Raw genomic sequence first — 19670 nt, 5'->3', positions numbered from 1 at the left:
ATCCTTTCAAGCTCGTGGGGGTTCGGGATTCAGACGGTGCAGTATTGTCACAGTCGTGCAAACGCTTTTAGGCCCGCGCGACGTACACCCATTAAATCATGGCCGATTCAATGAGCGAGATGCTGCGACAGGACATGGCGTGTGAGGGACTGCTCGAGTGTTTCCATGGGCTCAAAGCCCTCGATAAGGAGTGTTTTCGCGTCCTCGTCGACAGCGAGGAGCCGCTCACCATCGACGAGATCGCCGAGCGCGTCGAGCGCGAGCGGTCGACCGCTTACCGGGCGATCCAACGGCTGCTACAGACCGGATTCATCCGAAAAGAACAGGTCAACTACGAGCAGGGCGGCTACTACCACGTATACGAACCGGCCGATCCGGATCGGGTCGCCGACGATATGCAGCGCCTGCTCAACGACTGGTACGCCCAGATGGGACAGCTGATCGGCGAGTTCCGCGAGAAGTACGCCACCGAACCGGCTCCGCTGCAGGAGTGAGTAACGGGGCTCTGGCCCCCTCATTCACCTACTCATCGTATTATATCGCCCGATGTATCCCTCTCACCGGCCGATCAACATACAACCCGTCACACCGAACAGTGACGTAGACATCCGCCGCGATCGTGCCCGGTCGACGGCGATCAGCCGCCATGTCAGGGAACTACTCACAGGAACGATACCTCGCCGCCAAACGCACCGTCGATGACCGCGCGTTGAACCGGAACGTCCTCGACGCGTTTGAAACGGAAATACGCGAGGCGACCACTATCGTCGAAGTCGGTGCAGGGATCGGCACGATGCTCCAGCGGCTCATCGAGTGGGACCGACTCCCCGCCGTGGAGGAACTGACGTATACCCTCGTCGATGTAGACGGGTCGTCACTCACGGCTGCGATCCGGCGGCTCCCGGAGTGGGCCGATGACCGTGACGAGGTCGTCGCCGTCGACACCGGCGTTGACCGAGGTGCTGGTGGCAACCAAGTTACTGAAGGTGACCGGACTGCCGATGATGACCGGCGGAGCGACCGGAACCGGGTGGCCGGCGAGACGGGCCACGGAGCGTGTGGGGATCGCGCGCATACCGAAACGGTCCGACTCGAAACCGACAGCGGCGTGGTGACCGTCCGAGCAATCAGCGCGGACGCGATGGCGTTTCTTGCCGATGCGGATCCCGACGCCGTCATCGGCTGTGCATTTCTCGATCTGCTCCGCGAGCCCGCCGTCGACGAGCTGTTCGCACGGCTGCCGGCCGGCTGTCTCTGTTATTTTCCGATCACCTTCGACGGTGTGACCCTCTTCGAACCGCCGACCCGTCCCGATCTGGACGACCGTATCACCGAGCGGTATCACGCGGACATGCGTCGTCGCGCGAACCCCGGCGACCCACATGCCGGGAGACGGCTAGTGACGCGCGCGACCCGGGACCACGACCTGCTCGCCGCCGGCTCCGCCGATTGGGTCGTCGCCCCCGGCCTTGAGGACGCGCCTCCGGACGGCTACCCGGCGGATGAGGCATATTTCCTCGGACACATCGTGGAGACGGTCCGTGGCGCGCTCGCCGACGACCCGGCGATGGACGACGACGCGCTCGCCGAATGGGTCGCGGACCGCCACGCGGACATCGATGCCGGGCGGCTGATCTACCTCGCTCATCAGCTCGATGTCCTCCTCCGTGTCGGTGGGGATTGAGGGGCGGACCGGAGGCTTCGGTGTCACCCGTCGGCCGGGCCGGTCATCACCCGTCGGCCAGATCTCTCATCCGTTATTCCTGCCGCTCACGCCCGCCGGATCGGCTGTATTTCCTTATACGTGAGCGTCCGCCAGAGCCACTCAACCGGCCCGTACCGATATCGGCGAAGCCAGAGCACCGACAGCGGGATCTGGATCGTCCAAATGGCGAGCACGACACCGACCAGTTCGATCCGGCTCAGTTGCCCGAACAGCCCGAGCCCGTGCCCATAAAAAAGCGTGGTCGCGAGCACCGTCTGAAACAGATAGTTCGTGAACGCCATCCGACCCACGGCGGCCATCGCGGCGACGGCAATCCCCCCCGAGAGTCGTCGACAGCCGAGATAGATCACCCCGATGTATCCCGCCGCGAGCGGGAGGCTCCCCCAGTAGTTGAACTGTCGCCAGTAGAGTGCGGCTTCCGTCGCCCAATCCGCCGCCTCGATGTAGACGACGCCAGCGACGATCGGGACGAGACCGACAACGAGCCCCACGACCGCCAGTCGGCGGTAGAATCGGTTCGACCGTCGGTCGGTGAGCACGCCGAGTTCATACAGTGCCATGCCGAAAAGCATCACTCCGGAGGTTCGCCAGAAGCTCGACCCCACGAATCCGACCGTCTGCCGCTCCAGGGCGGCTGGTACCCGATGCTCCAGCTGAGCCACCCATCCGCTTTGGTACGTCTCGACTTCCCGACGGAGCGTCTCCTCGGCCGGCCGCCACTGTTCGGCGATCAGCTCCGGTGGGGCGGTCGCGGCGGTCGCGACCTCGAGGACCGAGGGGACCGCGATCATGAGCGTCCCGGCCGCCAACTTGACCGTCGGCGTCCATCCTCTGACGAAGACGATCCACAGCCCACAGATTGCGTAGGCGACGAGGATGTCGCCGTACCAGAGGAGATACGCGTGGGCGACCCCGATAAAAAGCAGCCATCCCGTCCGACGATAGTGTAGCCGCAGTGGTGGGTCGCCGTCGCCGCCCTTATGATCAAAAAAGAGCATGACGCCCGCGCCGAAGAGGAGCGAAAACAGCGTGATGAACTTCAATTCCGCGAGGATGTGCCCGAGCAGCCAGACGAGGTAGTTCGCGCCGGTGAGATCGCCGTAGACGGTCGGGTTGAGCAGCGTCGCCTCCGGCATGGCAAAGACGCGGACGTTGATGATGAGGATCCCTAAGACGGCGATCCCACGAAGGGCGTCGAGACTGACGATCCGCTCCGTGGTCGGCGTCGGGGATGGAGTCCGGGAACTCACTACTCATCGGAAGCGACGGCGAGGACCGAGGAATAGCTTCGGTTACCGACTCGGTCGTTCGAGACGGATCGCTCGGTCAATCGAGACGGATCGCTCAGTCAATCGAGGCGAATCGCTCGGTCAATCGAGGCGAATCGCTCGGTCAATCGAGCCGGATCGCCCGGCCCTCGGCCGAGGATCGATAGATCGCGTCGATGACCCGCTGGACGAGGAGCCCCTCCTCGATCGTGTTGATCGTCGGCGACTCGCCGGTCGCGACCGCCTTCAAAAACACCGCCTGCTCCGCCGCGTGGCTGTCGCGCTCGCGTGTTTCGATCCTCGCATCGGAGAGATGGTGTTCACCGACGCGACTTGCTTCGTGGAGGATCAACTCGTCGTTTCCCCGATCGAAGGTGGCTCCTGCCTCCGTGCCACGGATGACGAACTGGTCGGTCGTCGGCCGGTTGGTCGCCCAGGCGACCTCAAGCGAGACGGTTCGTCCCTCCGCGTCGCGGATGAACGCCGAGGCGGAGTCGTCGACGTCGAACCCCTCGGGACCGGCGTCTTCACCCCACATGTGTACGAACGCGTAGTCGTCCCGATCGCCGAACTCCGAACGGGTCGTCCCCGACACCTCGACCACCTCGGGATGGTCGAGGAAGTACAGCGCGAGATCGATCGCGTGGACGCCGATGTCGATGAGCGCGCCGCCGCCGGAGACCTGTTCGGAGGTGAACCACGACCCGCGTCCGGGGATCCCCCGACGGCGGACGTAGTTCGCCTCAACGTGGGTCACCTCGCCGAATCGCCCCGCGTCCTGATAGTGCTTGATCACCTGCACCGGGTTCGCGAATCGATTGTTGAACCCGACCATGCAAAACCCGTCGGCGTCCGCCGCCGCCTCCGCGATACGCTCCGCGCTCTCGACGGTGTGTGCGAGCGGCTTCTCCAGGAGCACGTCGAGCCCGGCATTGAGCGCCGAGGTCGCGTACTCCTCGTGAAATCGGTTCGGCGTCGTGATGAACACCGCATCGCACTCCGCGTACAGTTCGGATTCCTCCTCGTAGGCGGGGACGTCGAACTCCTCGTAGAAGCGACGACGGGCGTCGGCGTTGATGTCCATACCGCCGACGAGTTCGGCATCCTGATCCTGGAGGTGCATGGCGTGGTGATGGCCGATCCCTCCGAGGCCGACGATGCCGACGGCGACGTGGTTCGTTTCGTCCATGTATCGAGATTCACAACAATCGTTGTTAAGATTCACGCTCCGGGATCGATCGGCCGGAGCGGCCCGCAACGGATCCGGATGGTTGTTGACGGTCGCGGACGATCACCGTCGGATCGCCCGGGCTAGAGCGGCGGTAGGAGCGTCATGCCCGTTCCCAGTAGCGACGTTATTTCTTCCGAGAGCAACACGACCGCTTCGGGAGGTTCCTCTGTGGCTTCCGGAAGTTCCTCTATGATCTCGGGCAGTTCCGCGAGCGGCCCAAGCGCGTCGTCGACGGCTTCGCGGACCGCGGCAACCGATTCGACCCCAGCCAGCCAGTCACGCTCCCGAGCTATGACGAACCGACCGACGATCCACCACGACCCCAACAGCGCGAGCGCCGCGAGTAGCCGCGAAACCGCGAGCAGTTTCAACACGAGCGGAAGCGTCAAAACCAACGCAAGGGTCGCGAGCACGATCGTCACGGCCGTCGAGAGCCCGTCCGCTCCGGCGATATTGGCGGTATCCACCCCCGGAAAGAGAACGAACGCACCGACGGTGAGCAGCAACATCCCCCACAGCACCGTGCCGATGAGTTTCGCCCGGCTCTCGTGGATCGAACGTCCCTCCGGGACCTCGTCGTGTACCCACGGATTCTTCATGCCACGGGTAATACCTGAAAACATATATAATTCGTTTCATAGCTCAGCAATGAGGCGGAGGAAACGATCCGATCGGCAGCCCGAATCGACCGTTCGGATCGGCCATGTTCCGGCCGAAGCGGTCACTCGGGGACTGATGGTCGCGTCATCCACTCGCTCGCCTGTGGCTCCGCCGGATCGGTGACGATCTCGATGAGTACAGGGCCGTCGTGTTCGCGGGCCCCGTCGATCGCCCCACCGATCGCTTCGCGCTCGGTCACCCGCTCGGCCGGCACGCCCATGCCCTCGGCGACCGCGACGAGGTCGAGCCCCGTCTCCTCCCAGCCGTACGCTTGGGGATCGAAGCCGTAGGACCGTTCGGCCTCCTCGCTGATGATCGCGTAGTCCGCGTTGTTCAACGCGACCACCGTCACGTCGATCCCCTCCGAGGCGAGCGTGTGCAGTTCGTGAATACACATCATTAGCCCGCCGTCGCCCGTGAGCGCGACGACGTCGCGGTCGGGATTCGCGACCGCAGCGCCCATCGCGGAGGGGAGCCCCGTTCCCATCGTCGCCCACGAGCCCGGGTTGATGAAGGCTTCCGGCCCCATCGCCGGAAAGGAAACCAGCGTCCAGATCCTGAACCCGCCGGCGTCCGCGGTGACCACCGCGTCGTCCGGCACGACCGCACGCACCTCCCGAAGCACTTCGACGGACCGCATCGGCGCTCCCGGATCGTCCGCGGTCGAGAGCGCCGCGAACCGGCTGCGGTCAGCCTCGCGGACGGCCGCGGCACGCTCGGTCCCGGTTGTTGCCGCTTCGTCGCTCGGTCGGTCGTCCGCTCCGTCTTCCGCTTCGACCTCCGCTTCGACAGCACCGTCCCCGCGGAGCGCCTCGTCGAGGTCGTCGAGGAACCGACTCGCGTCGGCGACGATACCCACCGCCGTCTCATATCCGAACCCGATATCGTCGGGATCGAAGGTCGCGTGGATCAGCGTCTCCGGAAGCTCGACCGACCACGTCGCCGTCGCGACCGCGTCGAGGTCCGAGCCGACGACGAGGCCGACATCCGACCCGGCGAGCAGTGCCCGAAGCTCGACGCTCGCGCCGCCACAGAGGACGCCGGCCGAGAGCGGATGTGTCTCCGGAAGCGTGCCCTTTCCTTTATACGTCGTGACGACCGGTGCATCGAGGCGCTCGGCGACCCGCTTCAACGCCGCGGCCGCGCCGGCGCGACGAACCCCGCCGCCGGCGAGGATGACGGGTGTGTCGGCCGCTGCGAGCAGGTCGGCGGCTTCGGTCGTCGCCGTCGCCGGTGGCTCGGCCGGTGGAGCGGGTTGTCGGTCGGACGGCGTCGCCTGTGGCGTCCGACTTGCGAGCACGTCCTTCGGGATCCCGACGCGGACTGGCCCCTGTGGCGCTTCGCGGGCGACCCGGATCGCGTCGGCGACGGCGGCCACCGCGCCCGCGGGCGACTCCACGAGGACGTTCTCCTTTACCACGTTGTCGTAGGTGTCCGGCGGCGTCTCGTGGATGCCGTCGCCGCCGCGGACGTCGCGCTCGGTCTCGACGGCGAGATGGAGGAGTGGAACCGCGTCGTTGAGCGCGTTTTTCAGCCCGTTCATCGCGTTCATATCGCCGGGGCCGGGGACGACGACCGTCGCCGCCATCTCCCCCGGCGGGCTGGACTCCGCATATCCCCATGCCTGATGGGTGACCGCGGTCTCGTGACGGGCGACGACGAAGCGCGCATCGCGGTCGGCGAGCGCTCGGTTGAGCGGGAGGGTCTGTTTTCCCGGGATGCCGAAGGCCGTATCGATCCCGTGATCGAGGAGGCAGTCGACGACCGCCTCGCCAACCGTCGGTGGCGGGGCCTCGTCGTCCGTCCGTTCGGCCCGTTCGGTCCGTTCGTGTTTAGCCATAATTCGGCCGACGCCGCCGGCCCTGAAAGCCCTTGTGTCGGGGGAGGGGGCTACCGGATCCTGGCTCCTCCCCGCCGACTCACTCCGAGAGGGTGGTCTCACGCACCCGGATCCCCTTGCGGGCGAGGTGGCGCATCTGCCGCCCGGCGAAGTCCTCCTCGCTGGAGCCGCGGGTGGCGAGCACGTAGACGAGCGCGGAGCCGGAGGGGCGCATCGTCCGTCCGGCGCGCTGGGAACCCTGCCGCCGCGAGCCGCCGAGTCCGGAGGCGACGATCGCCACCTCGGCGTTCGGCAGGTCGATCCCCTCGTCGGCGACACGCGAGACGACGAGGGTGTCGAGCGGGGCGGCTGGTGTCGTGTTGCCGCTCGACGTGCCGTCCGCCTTCGATCCTTCACCGGCATTCCTTCGAAACCGCTCGAAGAGCCGTCGCCGCTCCATGTGCGGCGTCTCCCCGCTGATAAATGGGACGCCGAGCGCGCCGGCGATCGCCGCGCCCTGATCGAGGTAGTCGACGAAGACGAGCGCCTTCTTCCCGGGATGGTCCGCGAGCAACTCCCGCACCTCCTCGATCTTCGCGGGGTTTTCGGCGGCGAGCCGCCGACGCTCTCGACCGTCGGAGCTGACGTACGCGTTTCGGGCCATCTCGTCGCGCCAGGGGACGTATCGGATCTCCACTTCGGGTTCGGCGACGAACCCCGCCTCGAAGAGCGCGTCCCAATCAGCGCCGATCGGCGGGCCGATCAGGGTGTAGATCTCCTCCTCGTTGCCCGTCTCGCGGACGGGCGTCGCCGAGAGACCGAGCCGGTGTTTGGCCTGCAGTTCGGCCGACCGCGCGAAGACCGGGGCCGTGATATGGTGAGCCTCGTCGTAACAGATCAGCCCCCACTTGCGCGAGTCGAAGAGCCCGCGGTGGGCGTCCATCCCGGCGGTCTGGTAGGTCGCGATCGTCACCGGTCGGATCTCCTTTTGCCCGCCGTGATATTCGCCGATGTCGGCGGGATCGATCGTCGTGTGGGTGGTCAGCTCCTCGCGCCACTGGCCGGCGAGCTCGCGTGAGGGGACGAGGATCAGCGTTTCGCCGCCGACGGCCGTGATCGTTGCGAGCGCGGCGACGGTCTTGCCGGAGCCCGGCGGCCCGACGTACACCCCCGAGCCGTTCTCCATGAACGCGTCAACCCAGCCCTGCTGGTAGTCCCGTAGCTCCGTCGTGAGCGTCATGTCGACGGGGTCGCCGGTCTCCAACTCACGGTCGTCGACGACGGGGTAGTCGGCGTCATAGAGGGCCCGCTTGATGCCGGCGATCGCGTCCTCGTTGACCCACGCCTCCGTCTCCGAGATGGGCGCCCGGAGATGGTCCGCGTCGAGGTGTTGGTCGGCGACGTTGCCGAGCAGGCTCTCGGAGGCGGCCTCCAACACGACGTAGCCATCCGGGTGAGTATACAGGCGGAATCGGTGGGCGCGCCGCCACTGGTCCTCGATCCACCCCTCAAGGCCTTCATGCCGTCGTCCGAGCGTCGACCGAACCCGGGCGATCAGGCTCGCGGCGTCCTCGAAGGGGGCCGCCCAGACGTCCTCACGGCGGATACGGTAGAGGTACCCGCGCGTGCCGGGGTCGGTGCGGGTCGTATCGACGAGGTGGGCGAACTCCGAGAGTCGCGCCCGCGTGAACTGCGTGGGCCGATCGACGACGACCTCCCGCCGATTCGGGAAGGTCACGATCCGCTCGCGACGGGCCAGTTTCCCCCACTCGGTCGGATAGTAGACGACGGGATCGGTCTCGACGTCCACCCGATCGACCGACCCGCGAGCGACGAGCGCATCGAGTGCGTCGCGGGCGGCCGACTGGGTCGTTTCGAGCCGCCTCGCGACTTGGCTTGCGGTCGCGAGGGGTCGCTCCTCGGATTCGAGTGCGTCGTGAAACCGATCGAGGTCGATATCGAGTCCGTCCTCGCCATCGGATGCCATCGGCCCTTCTCGGCGATGGAGAAAGAAATGGGTACCGTCCTTCGTGAGGGTATATAAATTGGTTGCGGACGGCCGCCGTCAGGTATATAAGTCGATCCGCGGCGGTCGTCGTCTTCAATTCGCTTCGAGGATGACGGGCCCGTCGCGGTCGAGCTTCTCGCGTCGCTGCTCGTTGAGCGCCTCACAGACGCCGCCTTGCCCCGTCACGTTCGTCCGCGCGAGTCGACCGCGACGATGGACGAGTTCGAATTCCTCGGTCGCTATCGGCTCGCCCTCCGGCGTGAGAAAGAGCGGGTCGTCGTCCTCGATCGCATACCCGACATCGCGTGCCTTTCGGAGATATCGGTGGAGCGGTCGGGCCGGCACCGAGACGGAGAACGCGCCGTCGCCGACCGCGATGGCCGCCCGCGCGCCCTCCATCCGTGGATCGACGTCCCTATCGAACCGGAGATCCGCCGGTGTGAGCGCCGTGATCTGCTCGGCGGAGAGGCCGGCCGCAAGCAGTCGCTCGACGGCCACGTACTGTCGGGAGAGGCGGGCTTTGTCATCGAGCGTCGCACGAACCGAGCGTACCTCGCCGTCGGCGTCCGGAAACGCGTCCGCGAAGGGGAGTCGGTCGTTGACACCCTCGTTGATCTCCTGCTCGTGCATGTGATCCCTGAGTTCGATGGTGGCCTGATCGATCTCCGGGAGCGATTCGAGTTCGTCGCGCGCGTCGACGGCCATCATCCAGGCGAACGCGGGCGAGCACCAGGCGGTCGGCAGCGTGAATCGAAGCGTCGCCGTCCGTTCGTTGATCTCGATCGCGTCGACGTAGCCGAGTTCGAGGATCGACTCGTCCAACTCGGGGTCGGTCACCCGATCCAGCCGGGCACGGATCCGTTCGTGGAGCCCTGCGGACCCCGGACGATTCGGGGTGGCTGTGTGGCTCATCAGTCGTCGGCGGGCGCGGCCGTGTCGTAGCTGTCGCCCAGTCCGAACTCCTCGCTGATCGCGTCGGTCCGGAACGCCTTTTTCCGTTCCTCGATGTCGATGTCGTAGAGTTCGGCGATGTTCTCGCCCATCAGCTTCTTTTTGGCTTCGAGGCCGAACTCGACGCCGTACTCCGCGTGCTGGTCGGCCGACAGCTCCGTCTCCATCACGGCTTCGATCACCCAATCTGGGTCCCAGATACCGTAATCGGAGCCGAAGGTGAGCTGGTCCTCGCCGAGCCAGTAGAGCAGCTCGCACATGATTTCAGAGAACTTCTTCGGACGCGAGAGCGCCATCGGCGCGGCGACGGCGATGCCGCCGTAGACGTTCGGCTCCTGGGTCGCGATCCAACAGAAGTCATCGAGCCGTGGCAGCCCGACGTGCTCGACGATGAAGTTCAACTCGGGGAACGAGGAGGCCGCGAGGTCGACGTCGGCGACGTCGAAGGCGTCCTTGTTCAGCGGGCGGATCGTCGGGCCCTTGTGTGGGTGGATGTTCTTCACGCCGAGATCCGCACACTTCTGGAGGAACTCGAACGCCTCGTCGCTGTCGAGCCGCCAGCCCTTCGAGTCGCCCTTCCACTCGGCGGTGTACACCTTCGCACCCTTGATATCGTACTCCTCCTTTTGTCGCTCCAACTCCTTCAATCCGGCTTCGCCGTCACGTGGGTCCCAGCGACCGTTCAACACGAATCGGTCCGGGTATTCCTGATAAAGCGTTTCGCCGAGGTCGTCGACGGTGTTGAAGCCCTCAGTATAGAACTCGTGGAGATGGGTGGGCTGGTAGACGCCCATGTCGACGTAGTTCGTAAACAGGTCACGTTTGACGTCTTCGGGCGTGAACTTCCGATAGTCGTCCATCCCCCGCTGTCGCTCCTCGGGGGTGAACGCGGTGTGATAGTCGTAAAAACACTGGATGAACTGTTCACCGCCGCGGTGTTTGATGTTCTCCTCCGACGCGTCCCACATGTGGATGTGTCCGTCGATGACGAACACGTCCTCTCCCTGATGCTGGTACATCAAAGATGATTATGGATTACACCCGCATATAAGTATCATAAATTATCACTTTAGTTTTGTCAGCAATCAAGATCGACCGGTTGATCGTCGCGTACGGCCGCAGATCGTCTGCGTGTATCCCCCTCTTTTACGCATCGGAGGGGCGATTCCCTCGTCCCCGATCAGTCAAACGCCGACGAAAGGTTCGGAACCACCTGCTTTTTTCGGGAGACAACACCCGGGAGCGGGCCGACGTGATCGGTCACCCTCGTCGAAAGCGCCTCGGCAATACTGTCGCTGTGTTCACCACGGATGAGCAGGGTTGAGCCCTCCTCCAGAATGTCCGTGACGAGCAACAGGAGGTCCGTATAGCCGCGTTCGGTGCGGATCGCCTCCATCGCCTCGATGATCTCCGTTTGTTGGTCCAGTACGGTTTCCGGCGTGACCGTCTCTACCTGCCCGATACCGACGTGTGCCGACCCGAACTCGAATTCCTTGAAGTCGCCGAGGACGATCTCGGACGGTTCGCGTTCACCGAGTGCACCTTTCCGTTCGAGCAATGCTTTGCCGTACTCCTCGTAGTCGACCCTGGCCAACTCGGCAAGCCGTTCGGCTACGACCCGATCCGTTTCGGTCGTCGTGGGCGACCGCAAGACGAGCGTGTCGCTCAACAGCCCGCTGAGCAGTAACCCGGCGACGTCGCGTGGGATCTCGACATCCGCGTCGTCATAGAGGTCGGTGATGACGGTCGCCGTCGAGCCGACCGGTCGATTGATAAAGAGGATCGGCTCGCCCGTTCGGATATCCCCGATGCGGTGGTGATCGATGACTTCGATGACCTCGGCCTCCCGGCTCCCGTCTACGGCTTGGCCGTGCTCGTTGTGATCCACGAGGATCAGCCGTTCCCCGGATGCATCGTCCAAATACACCGGCGGCTCTACGTTCCAGCGGTCCAGGACGAACTGGGTTTCGGGATTCGGGTCGCCCGCCCGTGCGGCGATCGCGTCAGCTCCCTGTGCCTGTTTCAATCGTGCGTACGCGACCGCCGAGCAGATGGTGTCCGTATCCGGCTGCTGATGGCCGATGACATACGGTGGGTTCGTCATACCCGATACATGATCAGCGGTGTGGTATGTCCACCGATTGGCCCCGAATAGCACTGGGGATCACACACGCGACGCAAAAACGAGACGGCGGTAGCACCGATCGATCGCGCGGACGATCTAGAACGGGAACAGTGATTCGGCGTCCGGGTCGCGCTCGATCAGTTCGATCTCGTGACCGTCGGGGTCCTTCGTGAACGCGTAGAGGTCGTCACAGCTCTCGGGGTCGCGGTAGTCCTCAGCCTCGCGTTCCATGAGCTGGTCCCAATCCTCGTGGAGGTCATCGACGCGGACACAGAGGTGGCCCCACGCGTCGCCGAGGTCGTAGGTGCGCCCGTCGTAGTTGTAGGTCAACTCGACGGCCATGGCCTCCTTCGAGGCTCCTCGCGGCTTCACGAAGTAGTTCGCGAACGTGTCCGACTCCCAGCGGCCGGTCTCTTCGTACTCGAACTTCCGGTTCCAGAAGCCGAGCGCCTCGTCGGCGTCCTCGACGCGGATCATCGTGTGGTCGATGCTCCACTTCTCGCCGTAGTCGCGTTTGACGATCTCGATCTCGTGGCCGTCCGGATCCTTCACGAACGCGTAGCGGTTGCCACAGGATTCGGGATCGCGATAGTCGTCCACCCCGCCCTCCATCAGTTCGTCATACGACTCCTGCAGTTCGTCCTCGGGGACGCGAACGGCGATGTGTCCCCACGCGTCACCCATCTCGAGGTCGTCGCCGCCCTCGTTATGGGTCAGTTCGAGCAGCGCCCCCTCCTCGTGCATCTCCTCGGGGCCCATGTAGACGATGGTGAACCCGTCGCCCTCGTAGCGATCCTTCTCCTCGTAGTCGAGGTGCGTGCCGTACCAGTCCAGCGACTCCTCCAGGTCGGCGACGCGGATCATCGTGTGATCGAGTGTTCCGTCCATACGGATCGTGATGGTTCGTCTCGCCTATTAAAGGACGCGATAGCGTGGATCGTTTTTAAGCGGTTGCAACGCCGATTCGAACGCGACCTCCAAATCAACCCACGGGCCGACCATCGAGGACAAACCAATGACCTATGACACCCCCGGCGAGACGGACACAAAGCGGCGCTGGTGTTCGGACTGTGAGCTCAGCGTCGCGCCCGTCGAGGACGACGCCGCTGCCGACGCACGACCCATCTGTCCCGCGTGTGGATCCGGGGTCGCGTGAGTTCCGGGTCGGCGGATCCGGGCCCGTCACGCTTTGAATGATCCGGATCCATCCCGAGGCAGACCGATCCGACGGTAACGTGTCGGTTCGTCCACGTTCCCGGAACGTAACGACTATCCCCCCGACTTTCGTACCCGAGCGTATGGATTGGCCACACGACCCCGACGGTGAGCAGGGGAGCGAGGGCGGCCGCAAGTACGGCCACGCTATCTTGGCGAAGAAGCTCGATGAGGGGGAGGACTTCCCGCTTGCGGCGGCCGACTACGTCGCGGACTACGGTGACCACCCGATCCGGATCGATCACGAGACCGTCGTCTCCGTCGAGGACATCTTCGAACACGTCGAAAAGGAGGAGTTCGAGGACTTCATCGCGTTCCATCAGGAGCTCGGTCGGGCCATGCGATCGGCCGGCTACTGGCCATACGAGGGCGCTGAGGCGTTTGTCGACGTCTGAAGGTCGATACGTTCCTGTTCCTCTGAGCGACGGACCCTCGAGACGGCTGTCCGCTCGAAGGCGACGAGGATCCGGCAGCCCACACCGACCCCGTCCCTTTTAAGATACGCCGGGGTGACCCACCGCCCATGGAACACGAGCGGATCGTCATTCTGGCACATGAGAAGTTCCCCGGCCGTGCGAAGACCGCCCTCGGCGTCATGCGATACGGTGATCAGGAGGTCAAAGCGGTTCTCGACCGTGACCGCGCCGGCGAGCGCGTCAACGATCACGTGGGTGACGTCCAGGACGCGCCGATCGTCTCCTCGTTCGAAGAGGCGTACGAGGCCGCCGATGGCGACATCACCGCCTTATATATCGGCATCGCGCCGATCGGCGGCGGCTTCGAGGACTCATGGCGTGGCGACGTCATCGACGCGATCGAAGCGGGCTGTGACATCGTGAGCGGACTGCACTACTTTTTAAGCGAGGACGAGGAGTTCGCGACGCTCGCCGCCGAACACGACGTGGAGCTCTGGGACGTCCGCGAGCCACATGCGGATCTCACCGTCGCCGGCGGCGCGTCGGCCGACGTCGACGCCGACGTGGTGTTGACCGTCGGGACCGACTGCTCGGTCGGCAAGATGACCGCGTCGTACGAGATCGTCGAGGCCGCGCGGGCGCACGGCATCGACGCCGCGTTCATTCCCACGGGACAGACGGGGATCATGATCGAGGGATGGGGGAACCCGATCGACCGGGTGATCTCGGATTTCACCGCCGGGGCCGTCGAGGAGATGATCCTCGAGGTCGGCGACGACCACGACCTGCTCGTCGTCGAGGGGCAGGGAAGCATCGTCCACCCCGCCTACTCGGCGGTCACCTGCGGCATCCTTCACGGCGCGATGGCCGACGGGCTCGTGCTCTGTCATGAGACCGGGAGGGAGGTCGTCCACGGCTACGAGTCGTTCGATCTCCCGCCGCTTTCGGAGTACATCCGCCTCTATGAGACCCTCGCTGCGCCGATCCACGAGACGTCCGTCGTTGCGGGCGCGTTGAACACACGGAACGTCGCGGACGACGAGGATGCCGTGGCGGCGATCGAGGAGTACGCCGAGACCATCGGCGCCCCCGCGGCCGACCCCGTGCGCGACGGTGCCGACGCGATCGTCGAGGCGATCGTGGACGGACTGGGCGGCGAGCTCGGTGCTGGGGGAACGACGCGATGAGCCTCGATGCGACGTTCGAGCGCGTCACGCTCGACCTCGCGGAACCGTTTACCATCGCGAGGGGTACTCAGACGACCGCCGAGAACGTGATCGTCCGCGTGACCGACGAGGCCGGCATGACGGGCGTCGGTGGTGCGGGCCCCGCCGCTCATTACGGCGAAACCGCCGACACGGTCGAGGCGGTGCTCCCGTCGCTGCTGGAGGTCGTCGAGGAGGTCGGCGACCCCCACGCGATCCACGAGGTCGAATCCCGGATGGCGAGCGTGGTGAACGACAACCCCGGGGCGCGCTGTGCGGTCTCCATCGCCGTTCACGACTTGGCCGCGAAACGGCTCGGCGTCCCGCTCTATCGACTGTGGGGGCTCGACCCGACCACGGCCCCGGATACCTCCTATACGGTCGGGCTCGATACGACCGAACGCGTCAGGGAGAAAGCCGAAGCTGCCGCCGAGGTGGGCTACCCCATCCTGAAGATCAAACTCGGCACCGATCGTGACCGCGAACTCGTCGAGGCGGTCCGGGAGGCCGCCCCCGACGCGACGCTGCGGATCGACGCCAACGAGGCCTGGACGCCCCGCGAGACGGTTCGAAACAGCGAGTGGCTCGCCGACTACGGCGTCGAGTTCATCGAACAGCCCGTTCCCGCGGAGGACCCGGCGGGCCTCAAGTTCGCGTATGAACGTTCCAGGCTGCCGATCGCGGCGGACGAATCCTGTATCACGCTTGCTGACATCCCCGCGATCGCCGACCGGTGTGACATCGCCAACCTCAAACTGATGAAGACCGGCGGGTTGCTGGAGGCACGCCGGATGATCGCCGCCGCCCGCGCACACGGTCTGGAGGTCATGTTGGGCTGTATGATCGAATCAAACGCCTCCATCGCCGCCGGTGCGGCGCTCGCGCCGCTTCTCGATTATGCGGATCTCGACGGATCGCTGTTGCTCGCTGACGACCCGTATGACGGGGTCGACCTCTCGGGGGGGCGGATCCGCTTGGACGAGCTTGAGTTTACGGGGACGGGCGCACGTCCCGTTGAATAGACGTCGGAGGTACCGCGTTGGCACAGCGGGACCGTCTCTGTCAGTTGTTGCCCTGTCCGGGATGATCGTCGTCAGACTGCGACCCGTTTCCGGTGGAGGCGTTGTCCGCGCCCCCGTCGTCACCATCGTCTGACGTGTCAGCAGCGTCGTCTTCCGGCTCATACTCCTCATCACCGTAGCGGACTTGCGTTCCGCTCGCAACGGGTCGAATAAGATACCCACCGTGGCCCTGTCGATGTGGGGCGAAGTCGGCGATGAATCGTGTTCGCTCGTCTTCCCGGATCTCGAAGGCCTGCTGGAACTGCAAGGGCGCGTTTCCGGGCGTGTTTACGTCGGCCTCTTCACCATCCGCTTCGAGGATCCCGTCCGTATCGCTTACATCGAGCTGTAGGAATTGATACTCGCCGACTTCGACTTCCGTCTCGTCGATGAGCTGTGTGTTGTCCCCCTGTAGCTCGACGAGGTCGGCCTGTTGTGGTTCATCGAATTCGATGTAGTACCGTCCCTCACCCTCATCTACATCCTCGCCCTCGTTCTCGTTTCCATCGTCGTCGTTCTCGTCTCCATCGTCGTCGTTCTCGTCTCCATCTTCGTCGTTCTCGTTTCCATCGTCGTCGGTCGAGGTTGCATTCCCGGAGTCATCAGCGGCGGCGTCTGCTCCGTTTCCGTTCTCCTCTTCGTCGGTATCGTTGTCGTTCGAACCGCCAGCTGGTTTGATCCAGACCCCATCAATCGTCACGACCAGCGATTCGAAATCGCCGATGTCGTTCGGCTGGTCAGTCACGCTTGTCGAAAGCGTCCCATAGCGTGTTTCCGTTACTTCGCCATCGGTATCCTCTCCACTCCCGTCAGCACCATCGTCAGTTGGTGCCGTCCCTGAGTCGTCCAGACATCCTGCGATCGCTGTTCCAGCGGCGGCACCACCGACTCCCTTGATAAACGTCCGTCGTTCAACCATCGTAAAATAAGGTAGCACAGCTACGTGGTTAACAGTGCAATATACGCTACCCGAATTAACGCGAGTTTGGCTGAATTGGGTGGTGCTTACCGTGTTCTGTGCGCTCAGTACTTCCGTTCCGCCGAGGACAGCTCCAACGCATCGTAGAACCGCTCATCGAGGTGGTTACGATCCCGGAGCCAGCCGTCAAAGTCGCTCGGATCGCTCGGGTACCCCTCGTACAGCTGCTCGTACTCGGCGACGTAATCGCGCGTCTTTTTGAGCCCGATTACGGACTCATACACTTCGGATCGACCCACGCCGAGCGTCTCGAACGTCCCGGCACGTGACTCGGAGACGAAGTTTCGAAGGACCCCGGTGGCGAGCGAGAGGGTGCTCCTGAAGCCGTCGGCCTCCCGCTTCGTGCCCACGATCTCCCGTAGCTCCTGCTCGGGAAGCAAGGCGGTGAGCGCCCGTAACACGTTGACCTCGATGGCGCTCGCCGCGACGTTATAGGCGTCCCACGCGGCCAGCTTCGCGGCCTCGCCATGGTCACGATACAACCAGCGGTTGTGCTCCCACAGACCGGCCTCCGAGACGTCCCCGTCCTCGATCGCCAACGCGGCCGCACGTCCGGCCGAATACCCCGAGAACGCCGCCCCGCGAATCCCCTTGCCCGTGATCGGATGGGTGGTGGCCGCCGCGCCGCCGGCGGCGAGGTAGCCGGGCGCGACCATGGAGTCCAGCGGCCGCCGGAGCGCGATCGACGACCCGATCTTGTTCCCCGTCCCGAACTTCTCGACGACGCGTGCGTTTTGGTACTCGGGGCGGTCCTCGATGTCCCGACGGAGTCGGTCGACGAGCGGGATCGCCGGCTTGTTCATCTGAAACCCCAACCCGACGTTGATCAGCGTCGGCGAACGGGGGAAATACCAGATGTAGCCCATCTCCTCCAACGGCTTTCCGATGATGGCGTCGTGATACGCTACCGGCTTCTCGGTCTCGATGATCTCGCGATACGCCGACCCGAAGTGGGTGTAATGGGGAACCTCGAACGTCGGCTCGCCCGGCGTGTCGAGCGTGTCGAACGGGACCATGTCCTGGAGGAGCGACTGTGCGCCCGCCGCGTCGATCACCACCGAGCAGTCGTATCGGACCGGCTTCCCGTCGCACATCGCCTCGACGCCGGTGACGCGACCGTTCCGCGTCACGCCGTTCACGACCGTGTCGTAGTGTTGTGTCACGCCGAGTTCGGCGGTCTCTTCGAGCAGTCGCTGACCGAACTCGTACCGATCGATGACGTTGCTCCCGTTCGAATACGGGAGCGACTTCCGCACGTCGAGTTCCTCATCCCACCACTCGATCCGGTCGATGCCGTCGTTGACGAAGACCGATCGGTCCTCGGCGATCGCCGCCATGTCGATCGGCCCGGGGTAGTTCTTCGGATCACGTGGACTCTTCATCGCGTCGCCGCACGCGATGTACCCACCGCGTTCGCGGGATTTTCGCTCCAACTGCGCGACGTCCGCGCCCTTAGCCGCTGCCGTCGCCGCCGCGAAGCACCCGGCGATACCGCCACCGACAACGACGACATCGTACGTTTCGTTCATTATTACATCCGGCCTTTACTTCCATACGGGGCTTAAGGGTACTACCATTTGCGATCATCGTTCATGGCGGGGGAGTGGCGAACGGTTCATTCGAGGAAATCGTGCTCGTCTCGGACGAGTGAACTGTAATCGTCGCGGACGAAGCAATAGTGATCGTTGCGTAGGAAGGAATTGGGATCGGTTCGGATGCACCGGGTCCGCATACACCTAGGGACAGCCTTTAGCAGTCGGTCGCCGAATATTCCCCGAGCATGGCACTGACCGATGAGGCGGCCGCTGCCGACCGCGACGGGAAACTGACGCTCCTTTTCAGTCTCGGGGCCATGCGATCGCTTGCGGATCCGGCTGCGGCCGTCACGGACGCACGGCGCTGGAGCCGCTACGTCGGGGTCGTCGCCAACGACGCTGCCGAAGTCCACACGTTTTGTCGAACCCACGGGATCGACAACGACTACGCGCTTCGGAGTTGGGACAAAGCGGGGCTCGTCCAAGACCTGTATGAGGGGATAGATACGCCACGACACGTCTTCGTCGGCACGACCGCTGCCGATCGTCGAGTCGCCATACAGGCCGGCTGGGAGTATCGGCCCATCGAGGAGGCCGCCGAACGGGCAGGATGGGACCTCGGCGATCCGTCCGTGACCACCGGAGCCGATGACGGCGATGACGGTCTCTTTGCCCGACTTCGCCGGTGGATTCGCGGCCGACTTCGCTGAGGCTCCATCGATGACGGACGCGGTCCGGTCAGCCGACGGTACGACGTGTGGTCAGCCGAGCGGCATCTCGGGTCGTTTTCACGACGAACTCGTCGTCTGTTGGTCGATCGGTCGGCTCATTTCGGTGGGCGTTGAGGCGGCTCGATTCGATGTCTGCTGGCCCTGCTCGCTCCGATCCTGATCATCGCGGGCTCGCGCATGGCGGGTGAAGGTCGTCGGATCCGGCTTTGGGCCGTCACCGGTGTCCGCCATCGGGACCGCGTTCATCGGCCCCTCCCGTCAGTTGTGGGCCGGTCGTCGGCGAGCGGCAGTCGACACGGCGATCCCGGTCGGAAGAACAGGTTGGTAGCCGTAGTGTCCATGTTGAACCGCGCAGGAGTCTCGATACCGATCGAGGAGGGCTTCGTCCTCGATCCGGTACTGGGCGGTCGGTTTCGCGTCGATGTCTCAGTCGGTGGTCGGTTCGTCGTAGCTTCGATTTGCGGCGTCATATGGTGTGTGGTCTCGTGGATCGTCTGGATATCGCTTCGATCGTCCGTCGGGTCTCAGGTCGGGAGCGTACGGATACTGTCATCACGCTTGGACCGTTTTCGGCCCTGGGTTAAAAGTTAACGATAGATAGTGATATTATACTCCGGAGAATATAACGTCATAATATGTTTTGTGTTACCGAGTTTCATGATACAGCCGGACCGTGGATTCGGTATCCGTACCGGTCGACCGACCCATCAAGAAGGCTCCCGGTCGCAAGCAGTTCGTGT

18 protein-coding genes are annotated in these 19670 nt (G+C 64.4%); 7 read left to right on the top strand and 11 right to left on the bottom strand.

All coding sequences use genetic code 11. From position 1 onward, the window contains the following. The first annotated feature begins 98 nt into the window (after window positions 1–98). Window positions 99–494: a helix-turn-helix domain-containing protein gene (locus CHB65_RS12770; RefSeq protein ID WP_089385461.1), complete on the top strand. Its 396-nt coding sequence runs from the start codon at window positions 99–101 to the stop codon at window positions 492–494. A 152-nt stretch (window positions 495–646) separates the two neighbouring features. Next, entirely contained in the window at window positions 647–1684 is a 1038-nt protein-coding gene (locus CHB65_RS12765) for a hypothetical protein (protein ID WP_089385460.1), read from the top strand. A gap of 86 nt (window positions 1685–1770) precedes the next feature. On the opposite strand, the gene CHB65_RS12760 is transcribed toward CHB65_RS12765, so the two are convergent. From CHB65_RS12760 to CHB65_RS12720, 9 genes are all read right to left on the bottom strand, one after another. Continuing rightward, window positions 1771–2976 carry a DUF418 domain-containing protein gene (locus CHB65_RS12760; RefSeq protein WP_089385459.1) on the bottom strand — a complete coding sequence of 402 codons (1206 nt, stop codon included), beginning with the start codon at window positions 2974–2976 and terminating at the stop codon, window positions 1771–1773. A gap of 142 nt (window positions 2977–3118) precedes the next feature. Then, window positions 3119–4183, bottom strand: a complete 1065-nt coding sequence (locus CHB65_RS12755; protein ID WP_089385458.1) for a Gfo/Idh/MocA family protein — start codon at window positions 4181–4183, stop codon at window positions 3119–3121. 122 nt (window positions 4184–4305) lie between these two features. Continuing rightward, window positions 4306–4824, bottom strand: a complete 519-nt coding sequence (locus CHB65_RS12750; protein ID WP_089385457.1) for a hypothetical protein — start codon at window positions 4822–4824, stop codon at window positions 4306–4308. 122 nt (window positions 4825–4946) lie between these two features. Next, complete coding sequence (locus tag CHB65_RS12745; protein WP_089385456.1) at window positions 4947–6725, bottom strand: thiamine pyrophosphate-binding protein; 1779 nt, start codon at window positions 6723–6725, stop codon at window positions 4947–4949. 79 nt (window positions 6726–6804) lie between these two features. Continuing rightward, window positions 6805–8691 carry a DEAD/DEAH box helicase gene (locus CHB65_RS12740; protein WP_089385455.1) on the bottom strand — a complete coding sequence of 629 codons (1887 nt, stop codon included), beginning with the start codon at window positions 8689–8691 and terminating at the stop codon, window positions 6805–6807. 114 nt (window positions 8692–8805) lie between these two features. Beyond that, complete coding sequence (locus CHB65_RS12735) at window positions 8806–9624, bottom strand: iron-sulfur cluster assembly protein (protein ID WP_089385454.1); 819 nt, start codon at window positions 9622–9624, stop codon at window positions 8806–8808. Further along, complete coding sequence (locus CHB65_RS12730) at window positions 9624–10682, bottom strand: amidohydrolase family protein (protein WP_089385453.1); 1059 nt, start codon at window positions 10680–10682, stop codon at window positions 9624–9626. The genes CHB65_RS12735 and CHB65_RS12730 overlap by 1 nt, the downstream gene beginning before the upstream one ends. 161 nt (window positions 10683–10843) lie before the next feature. After that, the gene (locus CHB65_RS12725; protein ID WP_089385452.1) at window positions 10844–11767 is read right to left on the bottom strand and encodes a manganese-dependent inorganic pyrophosphatase; all 924 of its coding nucleotides are present in this window, start codon (window positions 11765–11767) and stop codon (window positions 10844–10846) included. Between the two features lie 117 nt (window positions 11768–11884). After that, on the bottom strand, window positions 11885–12676 hold the full coding sequence (locus tag CHB65_RS12720; protein ID WP_089385451.1) for a VOC family protein: 792 nt from the start codon (window positions 12674–12676) through the stop codon (window positions 11885–11887). A gap of 127 nt (window positions 12677–12803) precedes the next feature. Between CHB65_RS12720 and CHB65_RS17475 the strand changes: the two genes are divergently transcribed. From CHB65_RS17475 to CHB65_RS12705, 4 genes are all read left to right on the top strand, one after another. Further along, entirely contained in the window at window positions 12804–12944 is a 141-nt protein-coding gene (locus CHB65_RS17475) for a hypothetical protein (RefSeq protein ID WP_179213659.1), read from the top strand. A 142-nt stretch (window positions 12945–13086) separates the two neighbouring features. Beyond that, on the top strand, window positions 13087–13398 hold the full coding sequence (locus CHB65_RS12715) for a DUF5785 family protein (protein ID WP_089385450.1): 312 nt from the start codon (window positions 13087–13089) through the stop codon (window positions 13396–13398). 128 nt (window positions 13399–13526) lie between these two features. After that, window positions 13527–14606 (top strand): DUF1611 domain-containing protein, encoded by a 1080-nt coding sequence (locus tag CHB65_RS12710; RefSeq protein ID WP_089385449.1) that lies wholly within the window; start codon window positions 13527–13529, stop codon window positions 14604–14606. After that, window positions 14603–15646 carry a dipeptide epimerase gene (locus CHB65_RS12705; RefSeq protein ID WP_089385448.1) on the top strand — a complete coding sequence of 348 codons (1044 nt, stop codon included), beginning with the start codon at window positions 14603–14605 and terminating at the stop codon, window positions 15644–15646. The genes CHB65_RS12710 and CHB65_RS12705 overlap by 4 nt, the downstream gene beginning before the upstream one ends. Window positions 15647–15686: 40 nt before the next feature. On the opposite strand, the gene CHB65_RS12700 is transcribed toward CHB65_RS12705, so the two are convergent. Together CHB65_RS12700 and CHB65_RS12695 are read right to left on the bottom strand one after the other, a co-directional pair. Beyond that, window positions 15687–16604, bottom strand: a complete 918-nt coding sequence (locus CHB65_RS12700; RefSeq protein ID WP_089385447.1) for a DUF4382 domain-containing protein — start codon at window positions 16602–16604, stop codon at window positions 15687–15689. 104 nt (window positions 16605–16708) lie between these two features. Next, window positions 16709–18193, bottom strand: coding sequence for an NAD(P)/FAD-dependent oxidoreductase (locus tag CHB65_RS12695; protein ID WP_218818946.1), 1485 nt, complete (start codon window positions 18191–18193; stop codon window positions 16709–16711). 251 nt (window positions 18194–18444) lie between these two features. Between CHB65_RS12695 and CHB65_RS12690 the strand changes: the two genes are divergently transcribed. Continuing rightward, window positions 18445–18909, top strand: a complete 465-nt coding sequence (locus tag CHB65_RS12690; RefSeq protein WP_089385445.1) for a DUF7124 domain-containing protein — start codon at window positions 18445–18447, stop codon at window positions 18907–18909. Window positions 18910–19670 lie beyond the last annotated feature (761 nt).

It is taken from the genome of Halorubrum vacuolatum (genome assembly GCF_900188065.1).
GTDB lineage: Archaea > Halobacteriota > Halobacteria > Halobacteriales > Haloferacaceae > Halorubrum > Halorubrum vacuolatum.
Note: the sequence above shows the minus strand (reverse complement) of the source record. Positions and strands in the feature narration are given on the sequence as shown.